The organism is Agathobaculum sp. Marseille-P7918 (assembly GCF_900625105.1).
Classification (GTDB): Bacteria; Bacillota; Clostridia; order Oscillospirales; family Butyricicoccaceae; genus Agathobaculum.
The window spans coordinates 1-21,746 of record NZ_UYYD01000018.1 but is presented as its reverse complement, the minus strand read 5'-3'; the positions used below and the strand labels follow the sequence as shown (position 1 = coordinate 21,746).

Below are 21,746 nucleotides of genomic sequence, written 5' to 3'. Positions count from 1 at the left end.
ACGACCCGTACAAACAGACGAAAATCGAGACCGCATAGGAGGTACATACATGAGCAAGTTGATTTACCGGGAGCCGAACGGAAACTGGGGCGTCAAGGGCGTGTCGTGGGCGGAGATCCCGGACGGCCTGTATGGCGCGCTGTACAAGCTTAAGGATTACGAGGATATATGCAGTTCTCCAAGCGTTTTACAGTCTTACATGGACGATGACCTTGGGCCGGTGCGTTACCGCCTGATCGACGAGGCGCACAGCGTCTGGCAGTGCGAGGCGTGCAGCCACATCGCGCAGTTTGAGGCCAATGGCCCGATCTCGAACGGCTGGGCCGTGTGCCCGTGCTGCGCGCGTATGATCGCGGACGACTCGGAGGCCGTGCTGGATGAGGAGGACGACGATGAATCTACATGAAGTGGTGCGCACGCTGCGTTTTGAGCGCCGCCGCGTGCTGGCGATGAGCCGCGTGTGCGACCCGGCGTTCGCCAAGGACTACGAGCGCACCGCCCGCGCGCTCGGCATTGCAGCTGAAATTGTCGCGCGGCAGGGTGATAAACACCGGAGGAAGGAAAAGGGCAAATGAAAACCATCAGCATTGTGAATTTGAAAGGCGGCGTCGGCAAGACGGTGACGGCGGTCAACCTCGCGGCGATTCTCGCCACCGAGTACGCGGCGCGCGTGCTGCTGATCGACGCTGACCATCAGGGCAACGCCTCGCGGTTTTACCGCATCCCGGCTGAGCCGGGCACGCTCGCCGACCTGTTCGAGGGCATAATTATGTGCTACACCGACCTTGTCCAGCACACGATCTACCGCGGGCTGGACGTCATTCCGGCGGACATGTCGCTCGCGGCGCTCGACCTCGACGGCAGCCTGCCGGGCGACGTGCACGGCGGCACGCCGCGCGACCGTGCGCTGCGCGTGCTGACCGACCTGCGCGATGCGGTGATCGAGGACGACGCCTATGATTATCTCGTGATCGACTGCCCGCCCGCGTTTTCGGTCGCGTCGATCAGCGCGGTCGCGGCGTCGAGCGATATCGTCATTCCGGTAAAGCCGGGCGCGTTCGAGATCGACGGCATGGCCGAGCTGCTGCGCCAGATCGACGGTATCCGGCGCGTCAACGGCGCGGTGCAGGTGGGCGTGCTGCTGACCATGTGGCACAACGCGGACGTGGTCCGGCAGGGCGAGGACTGGCTGCGAGAGCATTGCCCCGTGCCGGTGTTTCAGACCCGCATCCGCCGCACGGACAAGGTGGACGAAAGCACCTTTGCGCGCGAGCCGGTCTGCCAGTGGTCGCCGACTTCGGCCGCCGCGCGCGACTACCGCGCATGGGTGCGCGAGTATGTGGGAGGTGGCACAGATGGCACGCAAAGTTAACGTCGGCGCGATGGTCGCACATGATGTGTTCAAATTGGACACGCCCGACATGCAGGTCGTCCAAATTCCGCTCTCGCAGCTGATCGGAAACGAGCACAACTTTTTCGTGGTCGAGGATGTGCAGGAGCTGGCGGACGACATCGCGATGAACGGGCTGTATAGCCCGCTGACCGCGTGCGCGGCGGGGGACGGCAAGTACCGCATTGTCGCCGGACATCGCCGCCGCAAGGCACTCGAGCTGCTGGGGCGCAAGGACGCGCCCTGCATCGTCAAGACGTACGACGGCGAGGACAGCGAGATGGTCGCGCTGATCCAGTCCAACCTGACCAGCCGCGAGCTGACTTACTACGAAAAGATGGAGGCCGTGATCCGGCTGGAGAAGGCGCTGCGCAGCATGAAGGCGCGCGGCGTGGAGCTACCCGGTCGCCTGCGCGACCACCTCGCCGAGCAGACCAAGGAGAGCGCGTCCGCCGTGCACCGCATGCAGTACATCCATAAGAACCTGTCGCCCGCGCTGCTGGATGCCTTGCGGCGCGAGAAAATAGGCGAGTCGGTCGCGGACGAGTTGGCGCATAGCCCGAAGAAGGTGCAAGAGGAGTTTGAGCAGCGCTTGGCGCGGGGTGAGACCTTCCGCGCGCAGGATGTCAAAGCCGCGCGTGATAAGCCGACCGTGTCGGACGGCGTGGTCGATGCGTTCCTGCTGCGGCATATCGCGTCGCCGTATCAGGCCGCGCTATACCGCGTGCTGCATGACAGCCAGAGATCGGCGGCGATCCAGCTGATTCCGGCGGTCAAGGATGCGCTGCATTATTCCGGATATCAAGGATTAGCGTCGGAGGGCGTGTGGTTTGACCTCAGCGGCAGCGGTCTGGAGGTCAAAAAGCCGTTTTGCGGCAAGCTGTCGTGGTCGCAGATCGTGCAGCGGCTGCGCGGCATGGTGGAGAACGGCAAGATCGCGCCGCCCGCAGACACACCAGAAGAACCCGCGCCCGAGGCACAAACGCTGCGCCGGCTGGATGAGCAGATGCGGCAGGCAGTCATCGAGCCAAAGTCGGAAACACCGCATATCTCAGAAAGCGAGATCGAAGCGCATGACAAGATCATCGTCGCGGGCAAGGAAACGGGTCTGCCGTGTGCGGCGTGGTTTTCGCCTGATGTACAGCCGCCGGTCGGCGCGCGCATCATTGCTCAGGACAAAGATGGATTTGTCGATGAAGGGAAATTCCTTGGCGGTGAAATCGACTATTCGGTAGTATTGTGGGATGAGGTTGTCCGCTGGACAATCCACCCGGACGACGAGGTATACGCCGAGCCGGTGCAGCAGGTAGCCGTCCCGCAGCCCGCGCCGGTCTGGCACCCGTACCCGGATGAGAAGCCGGAGGAGGGGCAGAAGGTGCTGACAATGAGCCACAATATCTACACCCGGAACAATTATGCCCTCTATATCTATCGCGCGGGCAGCTGGTACCTGCCTGAGATGCCGGACGATGGCCTGATGACGCCGGATGTCCGTTGGTGGTCGGCTGCGCTGCCGCCGGAGGAGGTTAAATGAACCTGTCTGACTGTACAAAGGCCGATCTGATTTGGATCATCAAGACGATGTGCAAGTATGACTTGTCCGAACGCAGTCTGCGCCTTGCACTCAGAGATCTGGAATATAAAAAAGAACAGGAGCAGCTTGACCGTGCGGATCAGCTGGTGAAAACCGCACGCGACGCATCCCAGCGGTATATTGAATTGCTCAAACCGTATGAGGGCATGCCGCTCATGGATGTACCGATGGACGTTTTGCAGCAGGCCGACGCTGCACTGGCCGAGTCTCGCGCCGCGAATAAGCAGTGGGCGAAGTTGATGGGAGTGAAAATGAAATGAGCCTAAAGCCGATCCTGTTTTCCACCGAAATGGTGCGCGCGCTGCTGGAAGGACGAAAGACGGTGACGCGGCGGGTGGTGAAGCCGCAGCCGGTACTGGACGGCCATCTTTGGAAGCTGGGTGGCGCAGCGTGGAACGATAGCGTGTTATCCGTTCCTGTGATGTTTGGGCATAGCCTGTATAATCGTGCGCCGTACCAGCCCGGCGATGTGCTGTATGTGCGGGAGACATTTCGAGTTGACTGCTTGTCTGATATTGTCGGGAGCGGTCGAGTCCAGTATAAGGCTGATGGTTCGTATGCAGACATCTATTTTGAAGCCGCCCGCTATGATATGATGCGTCGGGCACAAAGCAAGCCGGGATGGAGACCGAACGAAAACATGCCGCGCGAGGCCGCCCGCCTCTTTCTGCGGGTGACCGGCGTGCGGTGCGAGCGGTTGCAGGCGATCACCGAAGAAGATGCCAAGGCAGAGGGCGCAGAGAAAATGTACCCATATACAGACCCGGATACGGGGAAACCAGCTTTTCTTCTGCATGAAAACGGAACGTACCGCGCCGGGTTCTCCCAAATATGGGATAGCACCATCCCAAAGCGCCCAAACATGTTCGATCGGTATCTGTCCTGTTGGGAGGATAACCCGTGGGTGTGGGTGATCGAGTTCGAGCGAATCAAAAAGGAGGACGTCAAATGAAATATAGTCAGAAAACGTATGAGGGCGCACTTGCATCGCTTGCGGAACTGCGTGAGCAGTCAACGAGCGACAGTGAGCGCACCACCATTGATTTTATCGCGGAGGCGGTTGCGGAAAAGGCTGATCGTGATGTTTTGGGTTTGGAGCCGCAGACCTGCGAGCAGCTGCAGGCCGCCGCACCACGCTGGATCAGCGTGAATGAGGCGCTTCCAGAGTCTCCGTTTACTGTGGTTTTGGCTATTGTATATGCGAGCAATGGGCACTTGACATTTAACGGTGCGTGCCAGCTTGTTACCTACGACCCAACCGATGGTTGGTATTTGGATGATTATCCGGCGGAGTTTGAGCGTATAACGGTAACGCATTGGATGCCGCTGCCGGAGCCGCCGGAGGAGGTGGTTGTTGATGCAAAACCCGAATAAATTCCCACATCGCTGCTGTACGCATTACAACGAGAAAGGCTATGATGACGGCTATATCTTGTTGCCAATATTCCGCGTGCGGATCTGCCGCAACTGCGGCGAGTGTCAGGCCGTGTGGGGCCGGGCGGCGTACGTGCTGTTCAAGCTGGTTTTTCAATGGTTTTGGAATGGAAAAGTACATCTCGTAAAAAAGGACTCTTGACAAATCCGAAAATCCCGGATATTCTGAAAAATCATCAAAACGGGTATGGGAGGCTGCGGCCTCCCTGCACCCGTTTGTGTCCAATTTGAACACGGAGGGACAATGAAACGACGAAAAACCATCCGTGCGGGGCGTTTGGTGTGGGATGTGATCTACACAGTCCCGCGACCGAATGCATCGCAGCGAGAGCGAAAGCGCATCCGCGAGGTGACTGCCGAGCAGATCGCGCAGACCAATTGCAATACTGCGCAGCGCAAGTTGGAGATGTTGATGGCTACGAATTTCGAGCCGGACGATTTGGTGTTCTCGCTAACCTACCGAGACAAAGATCTTCCTGCCAGCCCGGACGTAACCCGGCGGCGGCTCGGCAAGGTGTTCGCCCAGATCCGCGCCTACCGAAAGGCGCGCGGCTTGCCGGAGCTCAAGTACATCTACGTTCTCGAGGGGCGGCACGGTGACCACCGGCCGCATGTGCATCTGATCCTCAACGCCGTCGGCGGAGACCTTGAGCTGATCCAGTCCTTGTGGGTTTGGGGCGATAATGTCCAGCTCAATTATATCGAGGACCGCGGGTATGATGTTTGGGCCGGTTACTTTACCAAGGAGCGGCGGGAGGCCAGCCTCAACGGCAAAAAGCAATTTGTCGGCTCGCGCAACCTCAAGCGCCCAACCGTTACCTATCAATGGGTAGACGATGCGGCGATGATTGATCCGCCGCCCGGCGTGCAGGTGATTGATGACAGCGGTATCAAACGGAATGATTTTGCTTCCTGCCGCTATCTCAAGTACATGATGCCCAAACGAAAACCAAAGCGAGAAAACAATGAAAAGCTACGCGCACGCACGCGCGTAGTTGCTGACTCGAAATGGTCTGTAACATATCACACAGGCATGGAGAAAAGACGCCGACGGCGTAGACAGGAGGCAAAAACGAGTGTACAATAAAAATCAAGAGTATTGGTTAACGTGCCCGCGATGCGGCAACAAGCTCCAGCTGATGCTGCACTCGACCAAGGTCGCAAACCTGCCGTTGCATTGCCGAAAATGCAAACTGGACATCATCGTGAATATCGGCGACGAAATCCTCCGAGCTGAACAGCCAGCAGGAACGCCGCCACGAGAGCGAAAGCCCGAGCTGAACAGCCTGCGCCAGAGCTGATTACCACCGAGAGTGTGTGGTGATCCGTTCTGGCGCTTTTTCTTTTGCCCGGAAGGAGGGCGTGCCATGAAAACCATTGCCGAGATCGCGAACGAGTACGCCGAGAACGTCGAGGCCATGAAGCGCCTGCGCGACGCGCTGTATAAGCGCATGCAGGCCGAGCCGCAGGCGGAGGTGCGCTTCCGGCTGTACCGGTCAATCAACTCGATTTCCAAGGCCATCGGCGACAGCCAGTACGCGATCGCGGTCATGCGAGGCGATATCCGTGGCTAAGCCGTGGGCGAAATCGTTCTACAACTCGGCGGCATGGCAGCAGACGCGGCTCGCCTACATGACGCACCGGCACGGCCTGTGTGAGCGCTGCGGCGCGCCTGGCTTGATCGTGCATCACCGCAAGGCGCTGCGGCCGCAGGACATGGGAAACCCCAAGCGCACGCTCGGCTGGGACAACCTCGAGCTGCTGTGTCACCGCTGTCACGACCTCGAGCACATGACAAAGCATCCGGCGGCGCGCTGCCGCTTCGATGCGGACGGAAACATACTCCCCCCATTCCCGAAAAATCGCTGACCGCCCTCAGACCGCATGCCCCAAGAAGAATTGAGCTGAGTGGAGCATGCGGGAGGGGTGTAGCAGAAAGGAGGCGGCGAAATGCCCAAAATCACGGTCGACACAAGAATCAAACGCGAGCGCGAGCAGCTCGAAAAAATCTTTGCGGGACTGGACGAAAACCGCCGGAATACCGCCGCTTCCCTGATCGAAAATGCAGCTTTCATGGCCGTGACGCTGGCCGATCTGCGCAAAACCATCACGGAAAACGGCTGTGTGTCCGAGTACCAGAACGGCGAAAACCAGTGGGGCACGAAGAAGTCGCCTGAGGTCGAGGTGTACAACACGATGATCAAGAATCAGACCGCGATCATCAAGACGCTGTGCGACATGCTGCCCGCGGGAGACGCCGAGGGTGACGCGCTGCGCGCATGGCAGAAAGCGAACGGGAGGGCGGTGCGATGAACATGTGCAGAGCCTGCCCGATGCTGAACAGCCAGGGCGTGTGCGACACGACGCTGCGCCGTCCCGAGCGCATCCGGCGCTGCCCGCACGACAAGCTGCGGCACGCGATCGCGAAAGCCGAGCGCGAAAAGGAGCGACCGCCGGATGGCTGATCCGCGTCTCTCTCGTGAGCGCCTGCTGCGCCGCATGGAGCGCGAGGCGAAGAAAAATCCCGCGCCGAAAGGCGAGCACTGGCTTGAGCAATACGCTTGCGCGGTGCTGACCGGCGACATCCTTGCCTGCCGCAAGGTGCGTCTGCTGTGCGCGCTGCTGCTGGACAAGATCCGGCGGCCGGAAAAGTACAAGCCGTGGGTGTTCGATTTGGACACCGCAAATGTCCACATCGCGTTTGTCGAGCGGTTCTGCAAGCAGCCGCAGGGACAGCTGGGCGCGCCGCTGGGACTTGAGCTGTTCCAGAAAGCACGCTGGCAGGCGATTTTCGGGTTTGTGCATCGGGACACCGGTCTCAGGCAGTACCAAGAGGTCATGATCGTCGAGGGGCGCAAGAACGGCAAAACCACCGAGTGCGCCGCGCTCGAACTGGACCTGCTGGTCAACGACAACGAGGGCGCGCCCGAGATTTACTCGATCGCGACCAAGCGCGAGCAGGCGGCAAAGTCGTACAACGCCTGCGTCAACATGCGCAAACAGTCTCCCGAGCTGTTTCGCGCCATCCGCAAGCGGCAGGGCGACCTGTATTACCCGGCAAACCTCGGTACCATTTCGGCGCTGGCGTCCGCGGCGAACAGTCTGGACGGCCTGAATGCTCACGGCGTGCTGGTGGACGAGCTGGCCGCCATCAAAAACCGCGCCATCTACGACGACATGAAGCAATCCATGTCCGCCCGCGAGCAGCCGCTGCTGTTCTCGATCTCGACCAACGGCTTTGTGCGCGAGTGCATCTTCGACGCGCAGTATGCCTACGCCGCGGGCGTGCTGGAGGGTACGATCACAGACGACACGTTCCTCGCGTGGATCTACGAGCTGGACGAGCGGGACGAGTACCACGACGAAAAGAACTGGATCAAGGCCAACCCCGGTCTCGGCACCATCAAGAAAATCGAGTACCTGCGGCAGATGGTCAAAAAGGCCGAGGCCGACCCGTCCTTCCTGCCGACCGTGCTGGTCAAGGACTTCAACCTCAAGGAGAACGCCGCGACCGCGTGGCTGACGTGGGCGGAGTGCTCCAACCCCGAGACCTTCGACATCGCCTTCGACTACTGCATCGGCGGCATGGACGCGGCCGACAGCATTGACCTGTGCGCCGCGACGGCGATCTGCCAGCGGCCGGGCGACCCGAAGATCTACCGGCGCAGCATGTACTGGCTGCCGCAAAGCGTTCTGGACGCGGACGCGGCTGCCGGCAATCGCCGCGAGCGCGACAGCGCGCCGTATTCGCTCTGGGTCAAGCGCGGCCTGATGCGCGCCGTGCCGGGCAACAAGGTGGATAAACAGGTGATGCTCGACTGGTTTACCGAGCTGCGCGACGAGGACGACCTGTATGTACGCTACATCGGGTACGACCCGTGGCACATCGACGACAGCCTGCTCGACCGCTTCAAGGCCGAGTTCGGCGCGGAGTGCATGATCCCCGTGCGGCAGGGTACGCTGTCGCTTTCCCAGCCCATGAAAGACCTCAAGGCCGATCTTGCCGCGGGTCTGGTGGTGGATAACAACAACCCGGTCGATAAGTGGTGCCTGGTCAACACCGAAGTGCGCGCCGACATCAACGGCAACATCCAGCCGGTCAAGGTGACCGACGGACGCCGCCGCATCGACGGTACGGTCGCGCTGATCTGCGCCTACAAGGTGCTGCAGGACAAGCGCGACGACTATGTGAACATGAACGAGGAGGCATGACATGGGGCTTTTTGAAAAGCTGTTCCCGCGGCGGCCGCCGGGCGGCGGGAATGCGCGGGCGTTCTTCAAGACGCTCACCGCGTACCAGCCGGTCTACACGACCTACCGCGGCGGGCTGTACGAGATGGAGCTGACGCGCGCAGCGATCGCGACCTTTGCCAGACATTGCAGCAAGCTGCACCTCGAATTGGTAGGCGACGCCAGACCCGAGCTTGCGCGCGTGCTGGGGCAGCAGCCCAACCCGTGGATGGACGCGAGCAAGTTTCTCGCGCGGCTCGCCACCATCTACATGGTGCAGAACAACGCCTTTATCGTGCCGATGGAGGACGCGGTGGGCAGGCTCGTCGGGTATTTTCCCGTGCTGCCGCAGCAGTCCAGCATCCGCGAGGTCGGCGGCGAGCCGTATCTGCTCTACCACTTTTGGGGCGGGCAGAGCGCCGCGATCGAGCTGAGCCGCGCGGGGCTGCTCACCCAGCATCAGTACGAGGACGACTTTTTCGGGTCGGACAACCGGCCGCTCGCCCCGACCTTGCAGGTCATGCACACGCAGGATGAGGGCATTGTAAACGGCATCAAGAACGCGACCACCATCCGCTTTCTCGCGCGGCTTGCGGGCAACCTCAAGAAAAAGGACATCGACGCCGAGCGCGAGCGCTTCGCCGCGGACAACCTCGCGGGCAACGCGACGGGCGTGATGATGTTCGACAGCAAGTACGCGGATGTCAAGCAGATCGAGAGCACGGCGCTCGTAGTCAACCCGCGCCAGCAGGAGCTGATCCGCCAGAGCGTGTTCAGCTACTTCGGCACGAATGAGAAAATCCTCACCAACACCTACACCGAGGACGAGTGGAACGCCTACTATGAGGGCAGCATCGAGCCGTTTGCCATCCAGCTGTCGCTTGTGCTGACCGCGATGACCTTTTCGCCCGCCGAAATCGCGCAGGGCGCGGGCATCATCGCAACGGCCAACCGCCTGCAATACGCGAGCAACAACACAAAACTGAATATCGTGACGCAGCTCTTTGACCGCGGCTTTCTCACCCACAACATGGGTCTGGAGATCTTCAACATGCCGCCGGTCGAGGACGGCGACCGGTATTTCATCCGCAAGGAATATGCAGAGGTGTCGGAGGTGTACAAATTGAACACCGCGCCGACCCAGCCAAAGGAGGGCGACGACAATGGCGATCACGCCGGAGACCCGTGATTACCGCACGTTTGAGGTGCGGGCGCTGCCGCAGGAGGGCGGCGACGGGCAAAAGCAGTGCCGCGTCGAGGGGTACGCTGCGGTTTTCGACGAGGAAACCGTGCTGTACGAGTACGACGGCATCCAGTACAAGGAAGTCATCGACCGGAACGCATTTTCGGGAGCGGAGATGCGCGACGTCGTGATGAATTTCAACCATGGGGGCAAACCCGTGGCGCGAACGAAGAACGGAACGCTTTCCCTGACGGTCGACACCAAGGGTCTGCACATTGCAGCCGATCTCGGCGGCACCGAGGAAGGGCGGAGGCTCTACGAGGAAATCCGGGGCGGCTACATCGACCGGATGTCGTTCGCATTTACCGTGAATAAGCAGGAATACGACCGTGCCAAGCGCCTGCGCCGCATTACCGGTTTCCGGCGTATCTTCGACGTCGCGGCGGTCGACATCCCGGCTTATGACGGAACCAGCATCGCGGCGCGCTCGTGGGCTGCGGCGGAGGCCGCGCACGAGCACGCGGAGGCGGACAAACGCCGCAAGCTGGCACTCAAGCTCAAAATCAACGGAATTACAAAGGAGGAAACGTGATATGCCTACCAATACCAACGCCAACACCGACCGTCTGACCCAGATCGAGCAGCGCCTGGCCGCCATCCAGACCGAGATGGACGCACCCGACGCCGATCTGGACGCGCTTTCCACCGAGGCCGACGGCCTGCTCGCCGAGCGCAAGGGCCTGCTGGATAAGGCCGAACAGCGCCGCCAGCTGCTCGGCCGCATTGCCACCGGCACGGCGGGCACCGAGGTGCGCCGCTTCCCGACGGCGCAGCCGCCCGAGGAGCGCACCTACACCTTTGACAGCCCGGAATACCGCACGGCATGGCTGCACACGATCATGCGCTGCGATCTGACCGAGACCGAACAGCGCGCGTGGTCGACCGCGACCGGCTCGGCAGGCCCGGCCGTGCCGACCCAGACGGCAAACCAGATCATCGAAAAGGTGCACCAGTATGCGCCGCTGCTGGACAAGATCACGCTGCTGCGTGTGCCGGGCAACGTGACCTTTGCGGTCGAAGGCGAGGAGCCGGATGCCGCCTACCACAACCAGAACGACGACATCACCCCGAGCGAGGACGGCCTGACCCAGATCACGCTGTCGGCCTATGAAGTGTGCAAGCTGGTGCAGATCTCCAAGTCGGTGCAGAAAATGGCGATCGACGCGTTCGAGTCGTGGCTTACCGACATGATCGCGAAGAAGATCGCCAAGCAGATCACCGCGACCATCCTGACCGGCACCGGTTCGAGCCAGGGCAAGGGCATCGACAAGGCCAACACTTGGGACGAAACCAACTCGGTGACCGTCGCGAGCGGCGGCACGCTGGCCACCGCAGACGTTTTGAACCTCATCGCGCTGCTGCCCGGCGGCTATGACGCAAATGCGAACTTCGTGATGAGCAAAAAGACGCTGTTCACCGACTTTATGCCGCTGCAGGACAAGAGCAAAAACGACCTTGTGCGCATCGAGGGCGGCAGCTACTACATTTACGGCTATCCGGTGCTGATCGACGAGCGCGTGGCCGACCACGAGGCGTATCTCGTCGACCTGTCCACGGTCATCGGCAACATGCCGGAGGACGTGACGATTACGAGCGATTTTGACCTGACCAAGAACGCGTTCCTGTTCCTCGGCAGCGCGATGTTCGATTGCCAGCCCGCGCAGGCGGACGCGGTGCGCAAGTTGGTCAAGGCGGCGGGCTGAGCCGATGGAGCTGGAGCGGTTCAAAACCTACGCCCGCATTGACCATGCGGACGAGGACGCGCTGATCACCGCCATGCTGACAGCGGCGGACAGTGCGGTGCGCGACATGACGGGCAAAGCCCCGCCCAAAGCGGGCGACGAGCTGTTCGACATGGCGGTTTTGCAGCTGGCCGCGCACTGGTACGAAAACCGCACGCCGGTGACCGACACGGCAGTGAATGAAGTGCCGTTTACGCTGCAAGTGCTGCTCAACCACATCGCCTTATCCAGCCGCTACCCGGAAAAGGAGGCAGCCGATGAGCCTGACCAATGACCTCAAACACCGCCTGACGGTGTTCAACAAGAAGCCGTTCACGAACGACATCGGCGAGACCGATTACGAGTACGCCCCGGACGGCACGATCTGGGGTGCTCTGACGGTCGTGTCCGGCCGCACCGAGACCCTGCCGGGCGAGACCGAGCGGGCGGCGGTGACGCACAAGCTGACCATCCGGCCGCGCTCGTGTCGCCTGACCACCGCGACCTACTTCGAGTATCAGGGGCAGCGGTACGATGTGCAGTATTGGCAGCCGCACTATAAGCGGCGCGACCGGCTCGAGGTGTTTTTAAGGCTGGTGATCGAAGATGGCACGTGACGGCATTGATTTGTCCGAGCTGGACGAGTATGCGGACTGGGTTGCGAAAATGTCTCGCAACTGGCCGAAGAAGGTCAAAAAGACCATGCAGAAATCCGGCACGGAACTCAAGCGGCGCACACTGCGGCAGATCCGGCTGGTAAATCTGGGGACGAAAACCGGCAACTACAAGGCGGGCATCAAGCGCGGCAAGTTCTACACCAAGGACGGCGCGTCGCTGATCCGCGTGTACTCGAATGCACGGCACGCCCACCTGATCGAGGAAGGACACGCGCAGGTGGTCAACCCCGGCAAGGGGAAAGGCAACGGCCACGGCGTGAGGCCCGGCAAGGGCATCGGGCGCAAGGTCGGCTATGTGGCAGGCCGCGAGGTGTTCGCAAAGGCCGAAGAAGCCTATACGGAAAAGTTCCATCGCAACTGCGAGGACTTGCTGGATGAGGTGATCGACGAGATATGCAAATAAGGGATATCCGCGCGGCGCTGACCGCCTTGGTGCGGCCGCTTGTCCAAGATGCTGCGGTGATGCGCCCGGACGAGGACAAGCCGGTCAAGCGCCCGAGCTTCAAAATTGACGTGCTGCCGGTGTCCGGCGGCGCGGCCTGCGACGGCGAGCGCGAGTATGAGGCCGACGTTGACATCTGGTACTACCCGAAGGACGCGCACCGGCCGCGCGACGAGTGCGACGAGGTGGCCGAGCAGCTGCTGGACACGCTGGGCGACGGCTTCGCGGTCGGCGGCATCTGGCTGCCGCTGGATGATGCGGTCGAGGTGGACACCTCGCAGGGCGTGCTGGTAGCACAGCTGGGCGTCTCGTGGGTCGAGAGCGCGGCAGAGACCGGCGAGCCGATGGAGGAGCTTATCTACAATGGGGAGGAGCTGACAACTTAAATGCCTATTACCATGCCGAAAATCGAAATCACGTTCCGGCAGCAGGCGACGACGCTGATCGAGCGCAGCGCGCGCGGCGTCGCGATCCTGATCGTCCGGGACGATACCGACAAAGGCTTTACACATAAACAATACACCGACCTGTCTGCTTTGCAGACAGACAAGGCGCTGTACACCGCAGACAACTACAACGCGATCAGCGATATGCTTTCCTTTGCGCCCTATCAGTCGCATGTGTTCAGATTGGACACCGAGGGCACGCTGGGCGATACGCTTTCTGAAATCAGCCGCACGGTCAAAACCGGCTGGCTTGCCATCGCGGGCCAGTCCGCCGAGGACGGCGCGGCGCTCGCGAGCTGGGTCAAGACGCAGGCCGCCAAGGCAAAGAGCTACAAGTGCATCGTGCACAATATCACGCCGCTGCCGGACGACATGCACGTCGTCCATTTTGTGAACGAAAAGGTGACCTTCACGGACGAGCGCGGCGAGCAGGACGGCGTCGCCTATCTGCCGAGCCTGCTGGCGATCCTCGCAGTGTGTAACGTCGAGCGCGGCTGCACGAACTATCTGTGCAGCAATCTCGCGTCCGTGCAGGAGGTCGAGGACAACGACGCGGCGGTTGGCGCGGGAAAATTCATCCTGTACATCGACGAGGAAGGTGCGGTGCGCATCGGTCAGGGCATCAACTCCCTGACCTCGACCGACGGCAACACCAAGACCGAGGACATGCAGTTTATCGAAACTGTTGAGGCAATGGACATGATGCGCGACGACATCACATCGACGTTCCGCGGCACCTATCTGGGCAACTACCGCAACACGCGCGACAACCAGATGCTGTTCATCGCGGTGATCAATAGCTCGTATTTCCGGCAGCTCACGCAGGAGCTGATCCTCGACCCGGACTACGCAAACGCTGCCAGCATCGATGTGGAAGCGCAGCGCGCGGCGTGGGTCGCGAGCGGCAAGGCCGAGGCCGCCGACTGGGACGACGACACGGTCAAGGCCACGCCCTATAAGCGCAGGGTTTACCTTGCGGGCAACGTGAAGATCCTCGGCAGCATGACCGACCTGATCTTCCCGATCAACCTGTTTTAAGGAGGTGTAACACATGCCGGAATTTGATCCCAATAAAATCATGCACGGCAACGGCGGCGCAGCATGGTTCAACGGCAAAAAGCTGGCCACGCTTCAGAGTGTTGAGGCAAAGGCAACAGGTGACTTTGAACCTGTCAATGTCTGCGGTGATCCCGCGACGTATTCAATTTATAACGGCTATTCTGGAGAGGGCACGCTGGTATGGCTCAAGGTAGATAGCGATGTGTTGAAATTGATCTCTGAGGCGTACCTCAGCGGCGTGATGCCTGAGATCACGATTATCACTGCGCATACCCAGAAGGGCACGAATAAGGTCGAACGCCTAGCGTACAGCAATATTGTCGTAACTGAGATTATGCTAGCCAAATTTGAGAAAAAGACCATGACTGAGATGGAGCTTCCGTTCCAGTTTGGTAACTTCCAAGTACTCGAGACGCTGTAAGGAGGATTTACATGGATAAGAAACTGCTGGATGCGCTCGCGGCGCGGGCGGAGCAGCGCGCGCAGGCGCGCACCGAGGTCAAGCCCTTCGAGATCGGCGGGCAGATGCTGGACTGCGTCAAGTTGACCGGCTCGCAGCAGCTGGAATATTACGGCGCGATCGCCGAGGCGGGTGGCGCGGCCGACACGATCGGCGTATGCACGTCGCTCATCTACGATTCGTGTCCGACATTGCAGGACACCGAGCTGCACAAGACGCTGAACGTCACCGACCCCTATGACGCGGTGCGCCGCCTGATGGACGTGCCCGAGATCGACACGCTGGGCGGTCAGCTGCTGCGGTGGAACGGCCTGCTGCCGGACAAGGCGGACGGTCAGACCGAAGAGGACACGGCAAAAAACTCGTAGCGCGCGACCCATTCCTCGACCTTGCGGCGTTTTATGCGCCGCGCGGCATCACGCCGGACGAACTGCGCTGCATGAGCGTCTTCGACCGGGCGGTGCTGCGGGTCGGTCGGGCGCGCTACTATGAGGAGATGCGCCTGCTGATGTCGGCGGGCGTGGCCACGGCGTTCTCGGGTGAAAAGGAGGGCGGCTGATGGCAAAAAGTAAGGTTATCAACACCGTGCTGCAGCTGCGCGACAACATGTCCGGCGGGCTGCTCAAGGCGGCGCGCAATGCCAAAAAGGCGGGCGCGGATATCGACGACAGCATGCTGTCCGCCACCCGGCAGGTGGTGGCGTTCAAGAATAAGGCGGTCGACGGCATCAAGAGTTTCGCCAAAACCGCCACAGGCGTCGGCGTCGCGGGCGTCACCGCGCTGACAACGGCCTTTCTCGCGCTCGACAGCGCGACCGAGGAGTACCGCATCGCGCAGGGAAAGCTTAATACTGCCTATCAGGCAGCTAACCTATCCGCGACGGCGGCGCGCAAGAGCTACCGCAACTTCTACGCGATCCTCGGTGACACCGACACCGCTACCGAAGCCAGCCAGCTGCTGGCCGAACTGGTCGAGAACGAGAAGGATGTCACGACATGGACGCGGATCGCAGCGGGCGCGCACGGCAAGTGGGGCGACTCGCTGCCGATCGAGGGCCTGATCGAATCCTCCAACGAGACTGCCAAGGTGGGCGAGGTGACCGGCGTGCTTGCCGATGCGCTCAACTGGGTCGGCATCATGGAGGACGACTTTAACGATAAGCTGTCCGCCTGTGGAAGCGAAGCAAAGCGCAACAAGCTCATCATGGACACGCTTTCCAGCGCGTATGAGGGCGCGGCTACGGCGTTCTACGAGAACAACAAGCAGGTCATCAATGCCCGGCGCAATCAGGCGACATTCAGCGAAGTGACGGCCAAGCTGGGCGACACCAGCGCACTGGTCAAAAACCGGTTGTGGGAGATGTTCGGCGCGGCCGAGGACGGCAGCTATCGCGGCGGCTCGGCGCTTGAATGGCTCAATCAAAAAGCGGATGCGTTTTCGTCGTGGGTGTCTGGTTTGGACATGGATACCTTGACCACGCAGTTTGACCAGAAGTTTGCGGGCGCGGTCAGCAAGGCCAAAGATGCGCTGCAATGGTGCAAGGACAACGCGGATGAACTGCAAGGCGCGCTCAAAGGGTTAGCTAAAGCATTTGTCACCGTGCAAGTCGTCAAGTTTACCGCTGACCTGATTTCTGCGGGTTCCACGGTTTGGGAATTTATCAAAACCGTTCGGAAATTGATTTCCGTCAAGTCGCTGGAGGCGTACTGCTGGGTTTACAGCACAGCAGTGGTGACAGCTAACCGGGTGGCGCTGCTTGCCAATAAGGCTGTTGGTGCGGTGCGATGGCTGACTGACCAGACGCTCACACTGATGACCAACGCGGTGCAGTGGTCGGTCGATACGGCGGCGATCGTAGCCAACAAGGCCGCGCTGCTGGCACATAAGATTGTCGGCGGGGCGGTATGGCTCGCCACGCAGGCGGCAGCGCTGGGTGTGGCATCCGCAGCATGGGTGCATAACACCGCGATGATGGCAGTCAACAAAGCTGGACAGCTCGCCAGTGCGGCGGCATCCGGCATCGCGACCGGTGCGACAGCCGCCCTGACCGCTGCGCAGTGGGCGCTGAACGCCGCTTTTGTGGCGACGCCGATCGGCTGGGTCGTGCTCGGCTTGGGCGCGATCGTCGCCGCCGGTGTGGCGCTCTACAAAAACTGGGACACGGTCAAGAATACGGCCACGGCATTGTGGACAAAAGTAAAATCCGTGTTCGGCGGTATCCGGGATAGCATCACCGGCGCGTTTGACAGCGCAAAGAGCAAGGTTTCCGGCTTTTTCTCATGGCTGGATGACAAGATCGAGAGTATCCCGCTGCTGGGCAGCCTGTACTCGGGCGGCAAGTCCGCGCTGTCATGGATCGGCGACCAGCTGACCGGCAAAGCGCTCGGCACGAGTTACTGGCGCGGCGGCCTGACGCGGGTAAACGAGCGCGGCGGCGAGATCCTCAACCTACCGTCGGGCACGCAGATCATCCCGCACGACGTGTCCGCACGCATGGCGGGCGGGCCGCAGGTGACCGTGCAGGTGCAGGTCATGGGCAATGTGATCGGCAACCGGCAGTACGCGGACGAGCTGGGCGAGACCATCGTGGAGAAAATTCTGCGCGCGCTGGACAACATGTAACCGGACGGGGAGCCGAACTGCTCCCCGCGATATCATCCCGCCGCAGGCGCGTGAGCCGGGCGGATGGACAGGAGGTGGCGACGATCGCCTACAAAGTGATTATCAGCGTCAACAACAACGAGGAGGTTTTTACGCTCCCGCATGTGCCGGTGGACTTCCCTCTGCCGCTGCCCGAGCAGCACAACGAGACATACACAGGCCTGAGTTACGACTACCGTCGCATCGGCACGCTCGGGCTGCGGTCGCTCAGCTGGTCGAGTTTTTTCCCAGTCGGCAAGCGGTACAGCTGGATGCCCGCCGAGGCGCTCGAGGACGGCTGGGCGTATGTCAGCTTTATTGAGCGCTGGCGCGACCGCAAAGTGCCGTTCCGCATCATCGTGCTGGACAGTGGCGGCGTGTGCCGTCTCAATATGCCGTGCACGGTGGACAGCTTTGAGCCGTCCGTGCGGCGCAACGGCGACATTGCATACACAATCGCCATCACAGAGTACAGATTTGTCGTATAGGGGGTGCGGGCGTGGCTTACGGATATGTAGACGAGCACCGGCTGTACCTTGAGCGCAGCGGCGCGGCTGCGCGCGACATCACGGCCTTTGTGGGAGACCTGACCGCGACGGACGACATCACCGCGCTGTCGGTCGAGCTGACCGGCACGCAGCTCATCAGCGAATGGGACAAGTACGTCCCCAAGATCGCGCTCGCCCCGGGCGACAAGCTGCGCCTGCGCAATGAGGCGGCGGGCGCGGATGTGTTCGTTGGGCAGCTGGTCAAGGTCGGCTTGGACGGCGCACTGACCGCCTACGACCGCGGCTGGTACCTTGGCCGCAGCGGCATCATTTTGCAGTGCAGCGGCATGGCGGCCGACGAGGCCATCCGCGCGGCGTGCAGCAAGGCGGGCGTGGGCGTGGCCAGCGTCGTGAGCCTTCCGACCAAGATCAGCGAGGTCTGGCTGGGCGATGCGGTGAGCGACATCATCGCGGACATTTTAGAGCGGTGCAGCGCCGAGACCGGCAAGGAATATCAGGCGCGCATGTCGCCCGAGGGCCTGGTCGTGCGCGAGCTGCCGACCGCCGAAATCCGGGCGTTTCACAAGCCCGCCGCGAACCTTGCGGCGTTCAACATCACATGGGCGCTGGGGCAGGTGTCGGGTGAGGACAGCATTGCAGAGCTGTATAACGCGGTGGTGCTCGCGGCCGAGGACAACGGCAAGGTGTACCGCGGCGCACAGGCCAGTAATGCCGCGTCGATCGCGAAATACGGCTTTTTGCAGTACGTCGAAAGCGTCACCGAGAACCCCGGCACGGCGCAGCTCGGCCAGATGGTGCGGACACTCTTGGCCCAGAAGGACCGCGTCGGCCGCACGCGCACGGTCAGCGAAATCTGGGGCTGCGACGAGGTAACGAGCGGCACGGTGCTGGGCTTCAACTCGCCCGCCTTTGGCATCGCGGGCCGCCACCGCGTCACGCGCGTCGTGCATCATTACGGCGGCGCGGGGCACACGATGGAGCTGGAGATTACCGCCCTCGATGAGCCGCGCGCGGCGGACAGCACGGACAAGGTGTCCGTCTGGGGCTTGCCCGACACGATCGGCGCAGGCTCGTCCGGCACTTCCGGCGGGAACGGCAGCGCGGCCAGCTTTGTCTCGGTCGCGCGCAGCCAGCTCGGCTACAAGGAAAGCCCCGGCAACATCAACAAATACGGCGCGTGGGCGGGCAACAATGGCGTCGCGTGGTGCGTGTACTTCGTCTGCTGGTGCGCGGCGCAGTGTGGCGCGCCGATCCCGACAAATTACGGCTATGTCGGCGATATGTCGGCGTATTTTCAGGCGCGCGGCAAGTACCGCACGGTGTCGAGCGGCTACATCCCGCAGGCGGGCGACCTGATGATACAGGGCGACCGGCACATCGGCATCGTGACCGGCGCGACGCGGTCGAGCGTGCAGACCATCGAGGGCAACTGCTCGGACAGCGTGCGCCCCATGACGCGTTACTATTCGGAGATTTCTGGTTTCTGCACGCCGTGGGCGGCGTAAGGAGAATGTATGGCATTTGATTACAAGCTGGCGGAGGCGATTTTGAAACGCGGCGGCACGCGGGCGAAAAAGTCGCCCTATCAGGCGGCATGGTATGAGGCGGTGTGCGAGCAGGAGCGCCCGAAACCACTCGTATTCTCGGTGATCGACGGCAATGTGCGGGCGGTGGAGGGCGTAAACCTCACGCTCACCGCGACGGCCGCCGCGCGGGACTGGCAAACGGGCGAGCGTGCCGCGGCGATCCTGTCTGGCGGCGGTCTGCTGATCCTCGACAAGATTTCATGATAAAAGTCATTACTTTTGTAATGACTTCTGGGAGGTTGACACTATGGCAGATGCTTTATTTTCCTTTTCGCCCACCGAAATACAGGGCATCCCGGCGGCGGAGGTTGGCCGCGTGCCCGCGTTCGACTTCGACGAGCGGGGGCGCGGCGCATTTCAGCTGGTGGACGGTGCGCTGGTCGAGCGGTCGGGCGTGGAGGCGGTCAAACAGTGGTTTGCGCTCATGCTGCGCCAGCCGCCGGACGCGATACCCGTCTACCGCACGGACGCCTCCACCGCGCTGGGCGTGGACCGCACGCTGCTGGGCAAGCGCGCGCCGCTGGGCTTTGTGACCGCCGAGATCGAGCGGCAGGTGCGCGAGACGGCGGCATTCAACCCCGCGGTGCGGTCGGTGGACAGCTTCACGTTCACCCGCCTGCGGCGCGGCTTGCAGGTGGCATTCACCGCGCACTTGCGCACCGGAGAAGATACGGAGGTGACCGCCTATGTCAACGGCGAATGAGATTTTGACCGCGCTGCTGGCCGCGATGCCGGCCAGCTATCAAAAGACGGTCGGCTACCCGACGCACGACCTGCTGGCAGCCGCCGCGCTGCGCATGGAAGGGACGGACGAGGAAGTTGCGGCGATGCGCGCGGCGCTCGACCCGGAGAACCTGACGGGCGGCGACCTCGACCGCTACATTTTCCCGCGCAGCGGCCTTGAGCGGCGGCAGGCGACCTTCGCCACCGGCGTGCTGACCGTGACCGGCACGGGGACAGTGCAGCAGGGCGCGCTGTTTGAGTCCGGCGGCGGCATCCAGTTTGCGGCGAGCGGGACGGTGCAGATCACCGGCGAGGGCACAGTGCCGGTCACCTGCCGGGTGGACGGCGCGGCGGGCAACCTGCCCGCAAACAGCATCACGCAGATGCCGGTGACCTTGCAGGGCATCACGTCCTGCGACAACCCGCAGCCGACGACCGGCGGCTACGACGAGGAGGACGACGCGGACTACTACGCGCGCTACCTGCTCAAAATCCGCACGCCCGCGACCTCGGGCAACATCTACCACTACCAAAGCTGGGCGCTGGAAGTCGCAGGCGTGGGCGCGGTGCGGGTGTTTCCCCTCGGCCACGGCGCGAACACGGTGGACGTGGTGCTGGTGGACAGCACCGGTCAGCCTGCGCCGGAGGATCTGGTCGAGCAGGTGCAGGACTACATCGACCCCGGCAGCACGGGGCGCGGCGAGGGGCAGGCCCCGATCGGCGCGCAGTGCTTCGTTGAGGCGGCGGCGAAAAAGGAAATCGCGATCAACGCCACGGTGTCCAAATTGAACACCGCGGAAGAGGAGACGGTCACGGCAGGCATCCAAGCGGCGGTGGCCGCGTACCTGGCGGAAATCGTCTTTGCCCAGGACTACGTCAGCTTTGCCCGCATCACCGACCGCATGCTGGACGTGGAGGGCGTGCTCGACCTCGAGAACCTGACCATCAACGGCGGCACGGCAAACGTCGCCGTCGGCGAGCGGGAGTGCGCGGTGCTGGGGGAGGTGTCCCTCAGTTATGCGTGAGTTTGACGACATGCTGCATAGCCTGCCGGTGGCCTACCGGCGCGACGCATGGGTGATCGCGCTGCTCGGCGCGGTGCAGGCGGTGGACGAGGGGCAGCGGGACGCCGCACGCGAAGCTGCCGACCAGCTGTTTCTGGATTCGATGACCTACATCCTGCCGGTCGAGGAGCGGATTGCGGGGTTGACGCCGGGCACGGGCGACACGCTCGAGCAGCGGCGCAGCGTTTTGCAGGCCAAGTGGCGCAGTGCGACCGGCGTGTGCAACGTGGATCTCATCCAGCGCGTGTGCGACGCATGGGAGAACGGCGAGGTCGAGGTGGATTACCAGCCGGGCGAGATCATTCTGCGGTTTGTCGGCGCGTATGGCGTGCCGACCGAGCAGGCGCTGGCGGCGCTGCAAAGTGCGGTGCTCGAGGTCATCCCGGCGCACCTTGCCGTGCAGTACCTCTACCGCTATCTGCTGGTGCGCGAGGTGCACGGCATGACGATAAACGAGCTGCAGAGCCACACGCTGCACGATTTTGCGTTCTGAGGAGGCGGACATGAGTAAATTAACGGATATTCTGG

The 21,746-nt window shown here is 62.0% G+C and carries 33 protein-coding genes; all 33 read left to right on the top strand.

The features are described 5' to 3' along the window. Window positions 1–49 precede the first annotated feature (49 nt). Window positions 50–406 (top strand): hypothetical protein, encoded by a 357-nt coding sequence (locus EJL02_RS13645; RefSeq protein WP_125116901.1) that lies wholly within the window; start codon window positions 50–52, stop codon window positions 404–406. Then, the gene (locus EJL02_RS13640; RefSeq protein ID WP_125116900.1) at window positions 393–575 is read left to right on the top strand and encodes a hypothetical protein; all 183 of its coding nucleotides are present in this window, start codon (window positions 393–395) and stop codon (window positions 573–575) included. Before EJL02_RS13645 ends, EJL02_RS13640 begins: the two co-directional genes overlap by 14 nt. Further along, window positions 572–1,372 (top strand): ParA family protein, encoded by an 801-nt coding sequence (locus tag EJL02_RS13635; RefSeq protein ID WP_125116899.1) that lies wholly within the window; start codon window positions 572–574, stop codon window positions 1,370–1,372. Before EJL02_RS13640 ends, EJL02_RS13635 begins: the two co-directional genes overlap by 4 nt. Next, window positions 1,356–2,924 carry a ParB/RepB/Spo0J family partition protein gene (locus tag EJL02_RS13630; RefSeq protein ID WP_164510440.1) on the top strand — a complete coding sequence of 523 codons (1,569 nt, stop codon included), beginning with the start codon at window positions 1,356–1,358 and terminating at the stop codon, window positions 2,922–2,924. Before EJL02_RS13635 ends, EJL02_RS13630 begins: the two co-directional genes overlap by 17 nt. Continuing rightward, entirely contained in the window at window positions 2,921–3,244 is a 324-nt protein-coding gene (locus tag EJL02_RS13625) for a hypothetical protein (RefSeq protein ID WP_125116897.1), read from the top strand. The genes EJL02_RS13630 and EJL02_RS13625 overlap by 4 nt, the downstream gene beginning before the upstream one ends. Next, on the top strand, window positions 3,241–3,936 hold the full coding sequence (locus EJL02_RS13620) for a hypothetical protein (protein ID WP_125116896.1): 696 nt from the start codon (window positions 3,241–3,243) through the stop codon (window positions 3,934–3,936). The genes EJL02_RS13625 and EJL02_RS13620 overlap by 4 nt, the downstream gene beginning before the upstream one ends. Continuing rightward, window positions 3,933–4,358 (top strand): DUF551 domain-containing protein, encoded by a 426-nt coding sequence (locus tag EJL02_RS13615; protein WP_125116895.1) that lies wholly within the window; start codon window positions 3,933–3,935, stop codon window positions 4,356–4,358. The genes EJL02_RS13620 and EJL02_RS13615 overlap by 4 nt, the downstream gene beginning before the upstream one ends. Further along, window positions 4,342–4,560: a hypothetical protein gene (locus EJL02_RS13610; protein ID WP_125116894.1), complete on the top strand. Its 219-nt coding sequence runs from the start codon at window positions 4,342–4,344 to the stop codon at window positions 4,558–4,560. The genes EJL02_RS13615 and EJL02_RS13610 overlap by 17 nt, the downstream gene beginning before the upstream one ends. A gap of 102 nt (window positions 4,561–4,662) precedes the next feature. Next, window positions 4,663–5,505 carry a rolling circle replication-associated protein gene (locus EJL02_RS13605; RefSeq protein WP_125116893.1) on the top strand — a complete coding sequence of 281 codons (843 nt, stop codon included), beginning with the start codon at window positions 4,663–4,665 and terminating at the stop codon, window positions 5,503–5,505. Next, window positions 5,495–5,719, top strand: a complete 225-nt coding sequence (locus EJL02_RS13600) for a cysteine-rich KTR domain-containing protein (protein ID WP_164510439.1) — start codon at window positions 5,495–5,497, stop codon at window positions 5,717–5,719. Before EJL02_RS13605 ends, EJL02_RS13600 begins: the two co-directional genes overlap by 11 nt. A gap of 66 nt (window positions 5,720–5,785) precedes the next feature. Continuing rightward, window positions 5,786–5,992, top strand: coding sequence for a hypothetical protein (locus EJL02_RS13595; RefSeq protein WP_125116891.1), 207 nt, complete (start codon window positions 5,786–5,788; stop codon window positions 5,990–5,992). After that, window positions 5,985–6,287 carry an HNH endonuclease gene (locus tag EJL02_RS13590; RefSeq protein WP_243114523.1) on the top strand — a complete coding sequence of 101 codons (303 nt, stop codon included), beginning with the start codon at window positions 5,985–5,987 and terminating at the stop codon, window positions 6,285–6,287. Before EJL02_RS13595 ends, EJL02_RS13590 begins: the two co-directional genes overlap by 8 nt. A gap of 81 nt (window positions 6,288–6,368) precedes the next feature. Further along, window positions 6,369–6,731: a hypothetical protein gene (locus tag EJL02_RS13585; protein WP_206426981.1), complete on the top strand. Its 363-nt coding sequence runs from the start codon at window positions 6,369–6,371 to the stop codon at window positions 6,729–6,731. Further along, entirely contained in the window at window positions 6,728–6,883 is a 156-nt protein-coding gene (locus EJL02_RS14275; protein ID WP_164510438.1) for a hypothetical protein, read from the top strand. Before EJL02_RS13585 ends, EJL02_RS14275 begins: the two co-directional genes overlap by 4 nt. Continuing rightward, on the top strand, window positions 6,876–8,630 hold the full coding sequence (locus EJL02_RS13580) for a terminase large subunit (protein WP_442858026.1): 1,755 nt from the start codon (window positions 6,876–6,878) through the stop codon (window positions 8,628–8,630). Before EJL02_RS14275 ends, EJL02_RS13580 begins: the two co-directional genes overlap by 8 nt. A gap of 1 nt (window position 8,631) precedes the next feature. Further along, window positions 8,632–9,837, top strand: coding sequence for a phage portal protein (locus EJL02_RS13575; protein ID WP_125116890.1), 1,206 nt, complete (start codon window positions 8,632–8,634; stop codon window positions 9,835–9,837). Next, entirely contained in the window at window positions 9,812–10,423 is a 612-nt protein-coding gene (locus EJL02_RS13570; RefSeq protein ID WP_125116889.1) for an HK97 family phage prohead protease, read from the top strand. Before EJL02_RS13575 ends, EJL02_RS13570 begins: the two co-directional genes overlap by 26 nt. Window position 10,424: 1 nt before the next feature. Beyond that, the gene (locus EJL02_RS13565) at window positions 10,425–11,594 is read left to right on the top strand and encodes a phage major capsid protein (RefSeq protein WP_164510437.1); all 1,170 of its coding nucleotides are present in this window, start codon (window positions 10,425–10,427) and stop codon (window positions 11,592–11,594) included. Between the two features lie 4 nt (window positions 11,595–11,598). Beyond that, entirely contained in the window at window positions 11,599–11,907 is a 309-nt protein-coding gene (locus EJL02_RS13560; protein ID WP_125116887.1) for a head-tail connector protein, read from the top strand. Continuing rightward, on the top strand, window positions 11,891–12,229 hold the full coding sequence (locus tag EJL02_RS13555) for a head-tail adaptor protein (protein ID WP_164510436.1): 339 nt from the start codon (window positions 11,891–11,893) through the stop codon (window positions 12,227–12,229). Before EJL02_RS13560 ends, EJL02_RS13555 begins: the two co-directional genes overlap by 17 nt. Then, window positions 12,219–12,692, top strand: coding sequence for an HK97 gp10 family phage protein (locus EJL02_RS13550; RefSeq protein WP_125116885.1), 474 nt, complete (start codon window positions 12,219–12,221; stop codon window positions 12,690–12,692). Before EJL02_RS13555 ends, EJL02_RS13550 begins: the two co-directional genes overlap by 11 nt. Further along, window positions 12,683–13,117: a phage tail terminator family protein gene (locus EJL02_RS14270; protein ID WP_164510435.1), complete on the top strand. Its 435-nt coding sequence runs from the start codon at window positions 12,683–12,685 to the stop codon at window positions 13,115–13,117. Before EJL02_RS13550 ends, EJL02_RS14270 begins: the two co-directional genes overlap by 10 nt. Continuing rightward, window positions 13,118–14,215 carry a phage tail sheath C-terminal domain-containing protein gene (locus EJL02_RS13540; protein WP_125116884.1) on the top strand — a complete coding sequence of 366 codons (1,098 nt, stop codon included), beginning with the start codon at window positions 13,118–13,120 and terminating at the stop codon, window positions 14,213–14,215. It begins immediately after the preceding gene. A 13-nt stretch (window positions 14,216–14,228) separates the two neighbouring features. Beyond that, a complete protein-coding gene (locus tag EJL02_RS13535; RefSeq protein WP_125116883.1) occupies window positions 14,229–14,657 on the top strand; it encodes a phage tail tube protein in 429 nt (142 codons plus the stop codon). Between the two features lie 11 nt (window positions 14,658–14,668). Then, on the top strand, window positions 14,669–15,064 hold the full coding sequence (locus tag EJL02_RS13530; RefSeq protein WP_125116882.1) for a hypothetical protein: 396 nt from the start codon (window positions 14,669–14,671) through the stop codon (window positions 15,062–15,064). Further along, the gene (locus EJL02_RS13525; protein WP_125116881.1) at window positions 14,998–15,255 is read left to right on the top strand and encodes a hypothetical protein; all 258 of its coding nucleotides are present in this window, start codon (window positions 14,998–15,000) and stop codon (window positions 15,253–15,255) included. Before EJL02_RS13530 ends, EJL02_RS13525 begins: the two co-directional genes overlap by 67 nt. After that, complete coding sequence (locus EJL02_RS13520) at window positions 15,255–17,318, top strand: hypothetical protein (RefSeq protein ID WP_125116880.1); 2,064 nt, start codon at window positions 15,255–15,257, stop codon at window positions 17,316–17,318. The genes EJL02_RS13525 and EJL02_RS13520 overlap by 1 nt, the downstream gene beginning before the upstream one ends. Before the next feature lie 50 nt (window positions 17,319–17,368). Continuing rightward, entirely contained in the window at window positions 17,369–17,824 is a 456-nt protein-coding gene (locus EJL02_RS13515; protein WP_125116879.1) for a hypothetical protein, read from the top strand. 11 nt (window positions 17,825–17,835) lie between these two features. Further along, window positions 17,836–19,350 (top strand): CHAP domain-containing protein, encoded by a 1,515-nt coding sequence (locus EJL02_RS13510; protein WP_125116878.1) that lies wholly within the window; start codon window positions 17,836–17,838, stop codon window positions 19,348–19,350. A 9-nt stretch (window positions 19,351–19,359) separates the two neighbouring features. Further along, the gene (locus EJL02_RS13505; RefSeq protein WP_125116877.1) at window positions 19,360–19,635 is read left to right on the top strand and encodes a hypothetical protein; all 276 of its coding nucleotides are present in this window, start codon (window positions 19,360–19,362) and stop codon (window positions 19,633–19,635) included. A 43-nt stretch (window positions 19,636–19,678) separates the two neighbouring features. Next, window positions 19,679–20,134 carry a DUF2634 domain-containing protein gene (locus EJL02_RS13500; RefSeq protein ID WP_125116876.1) on the top strand — a complete coding sequence of 152 codons (456 nt, stop codon included), beginning with the start codon at window positions 19,679–19,681 and terminating at the stop codon, window positions 20,132–20,134. Then, window positions 20,118–21,179, top strand: coding sequence for a baseplate J/gp47 family protein (locus tag EJL02_RS13495; RefSeq protein ID WP_125116875.1), 1,062 nt, complete (start codon window positions 20,118–20,120; stop codon window positions 21,177–21,179). The genes EJL02_RS13500 and EJL02_RS13495 overlap by 17 nt, the downstream gene beginning before the upstream one ends. After that, window positions 21,172–21,711, top strand: a complete 540-nt coding sequence (locus tag EJL02_RS13490; RefSeq protein WP_125116874.1) for a putative phage tail protein — start codon at window positions 21,172–21,174, stop codon at window positions 21,709–21,711. Before EJL02_RS13495 ends, EJL02_RS13490 begins: the two co-directional genes overlap by 8 nt. The last annotated feature ends 35 nt before the right edge of the window (window positions 21,712–21,746 follow it).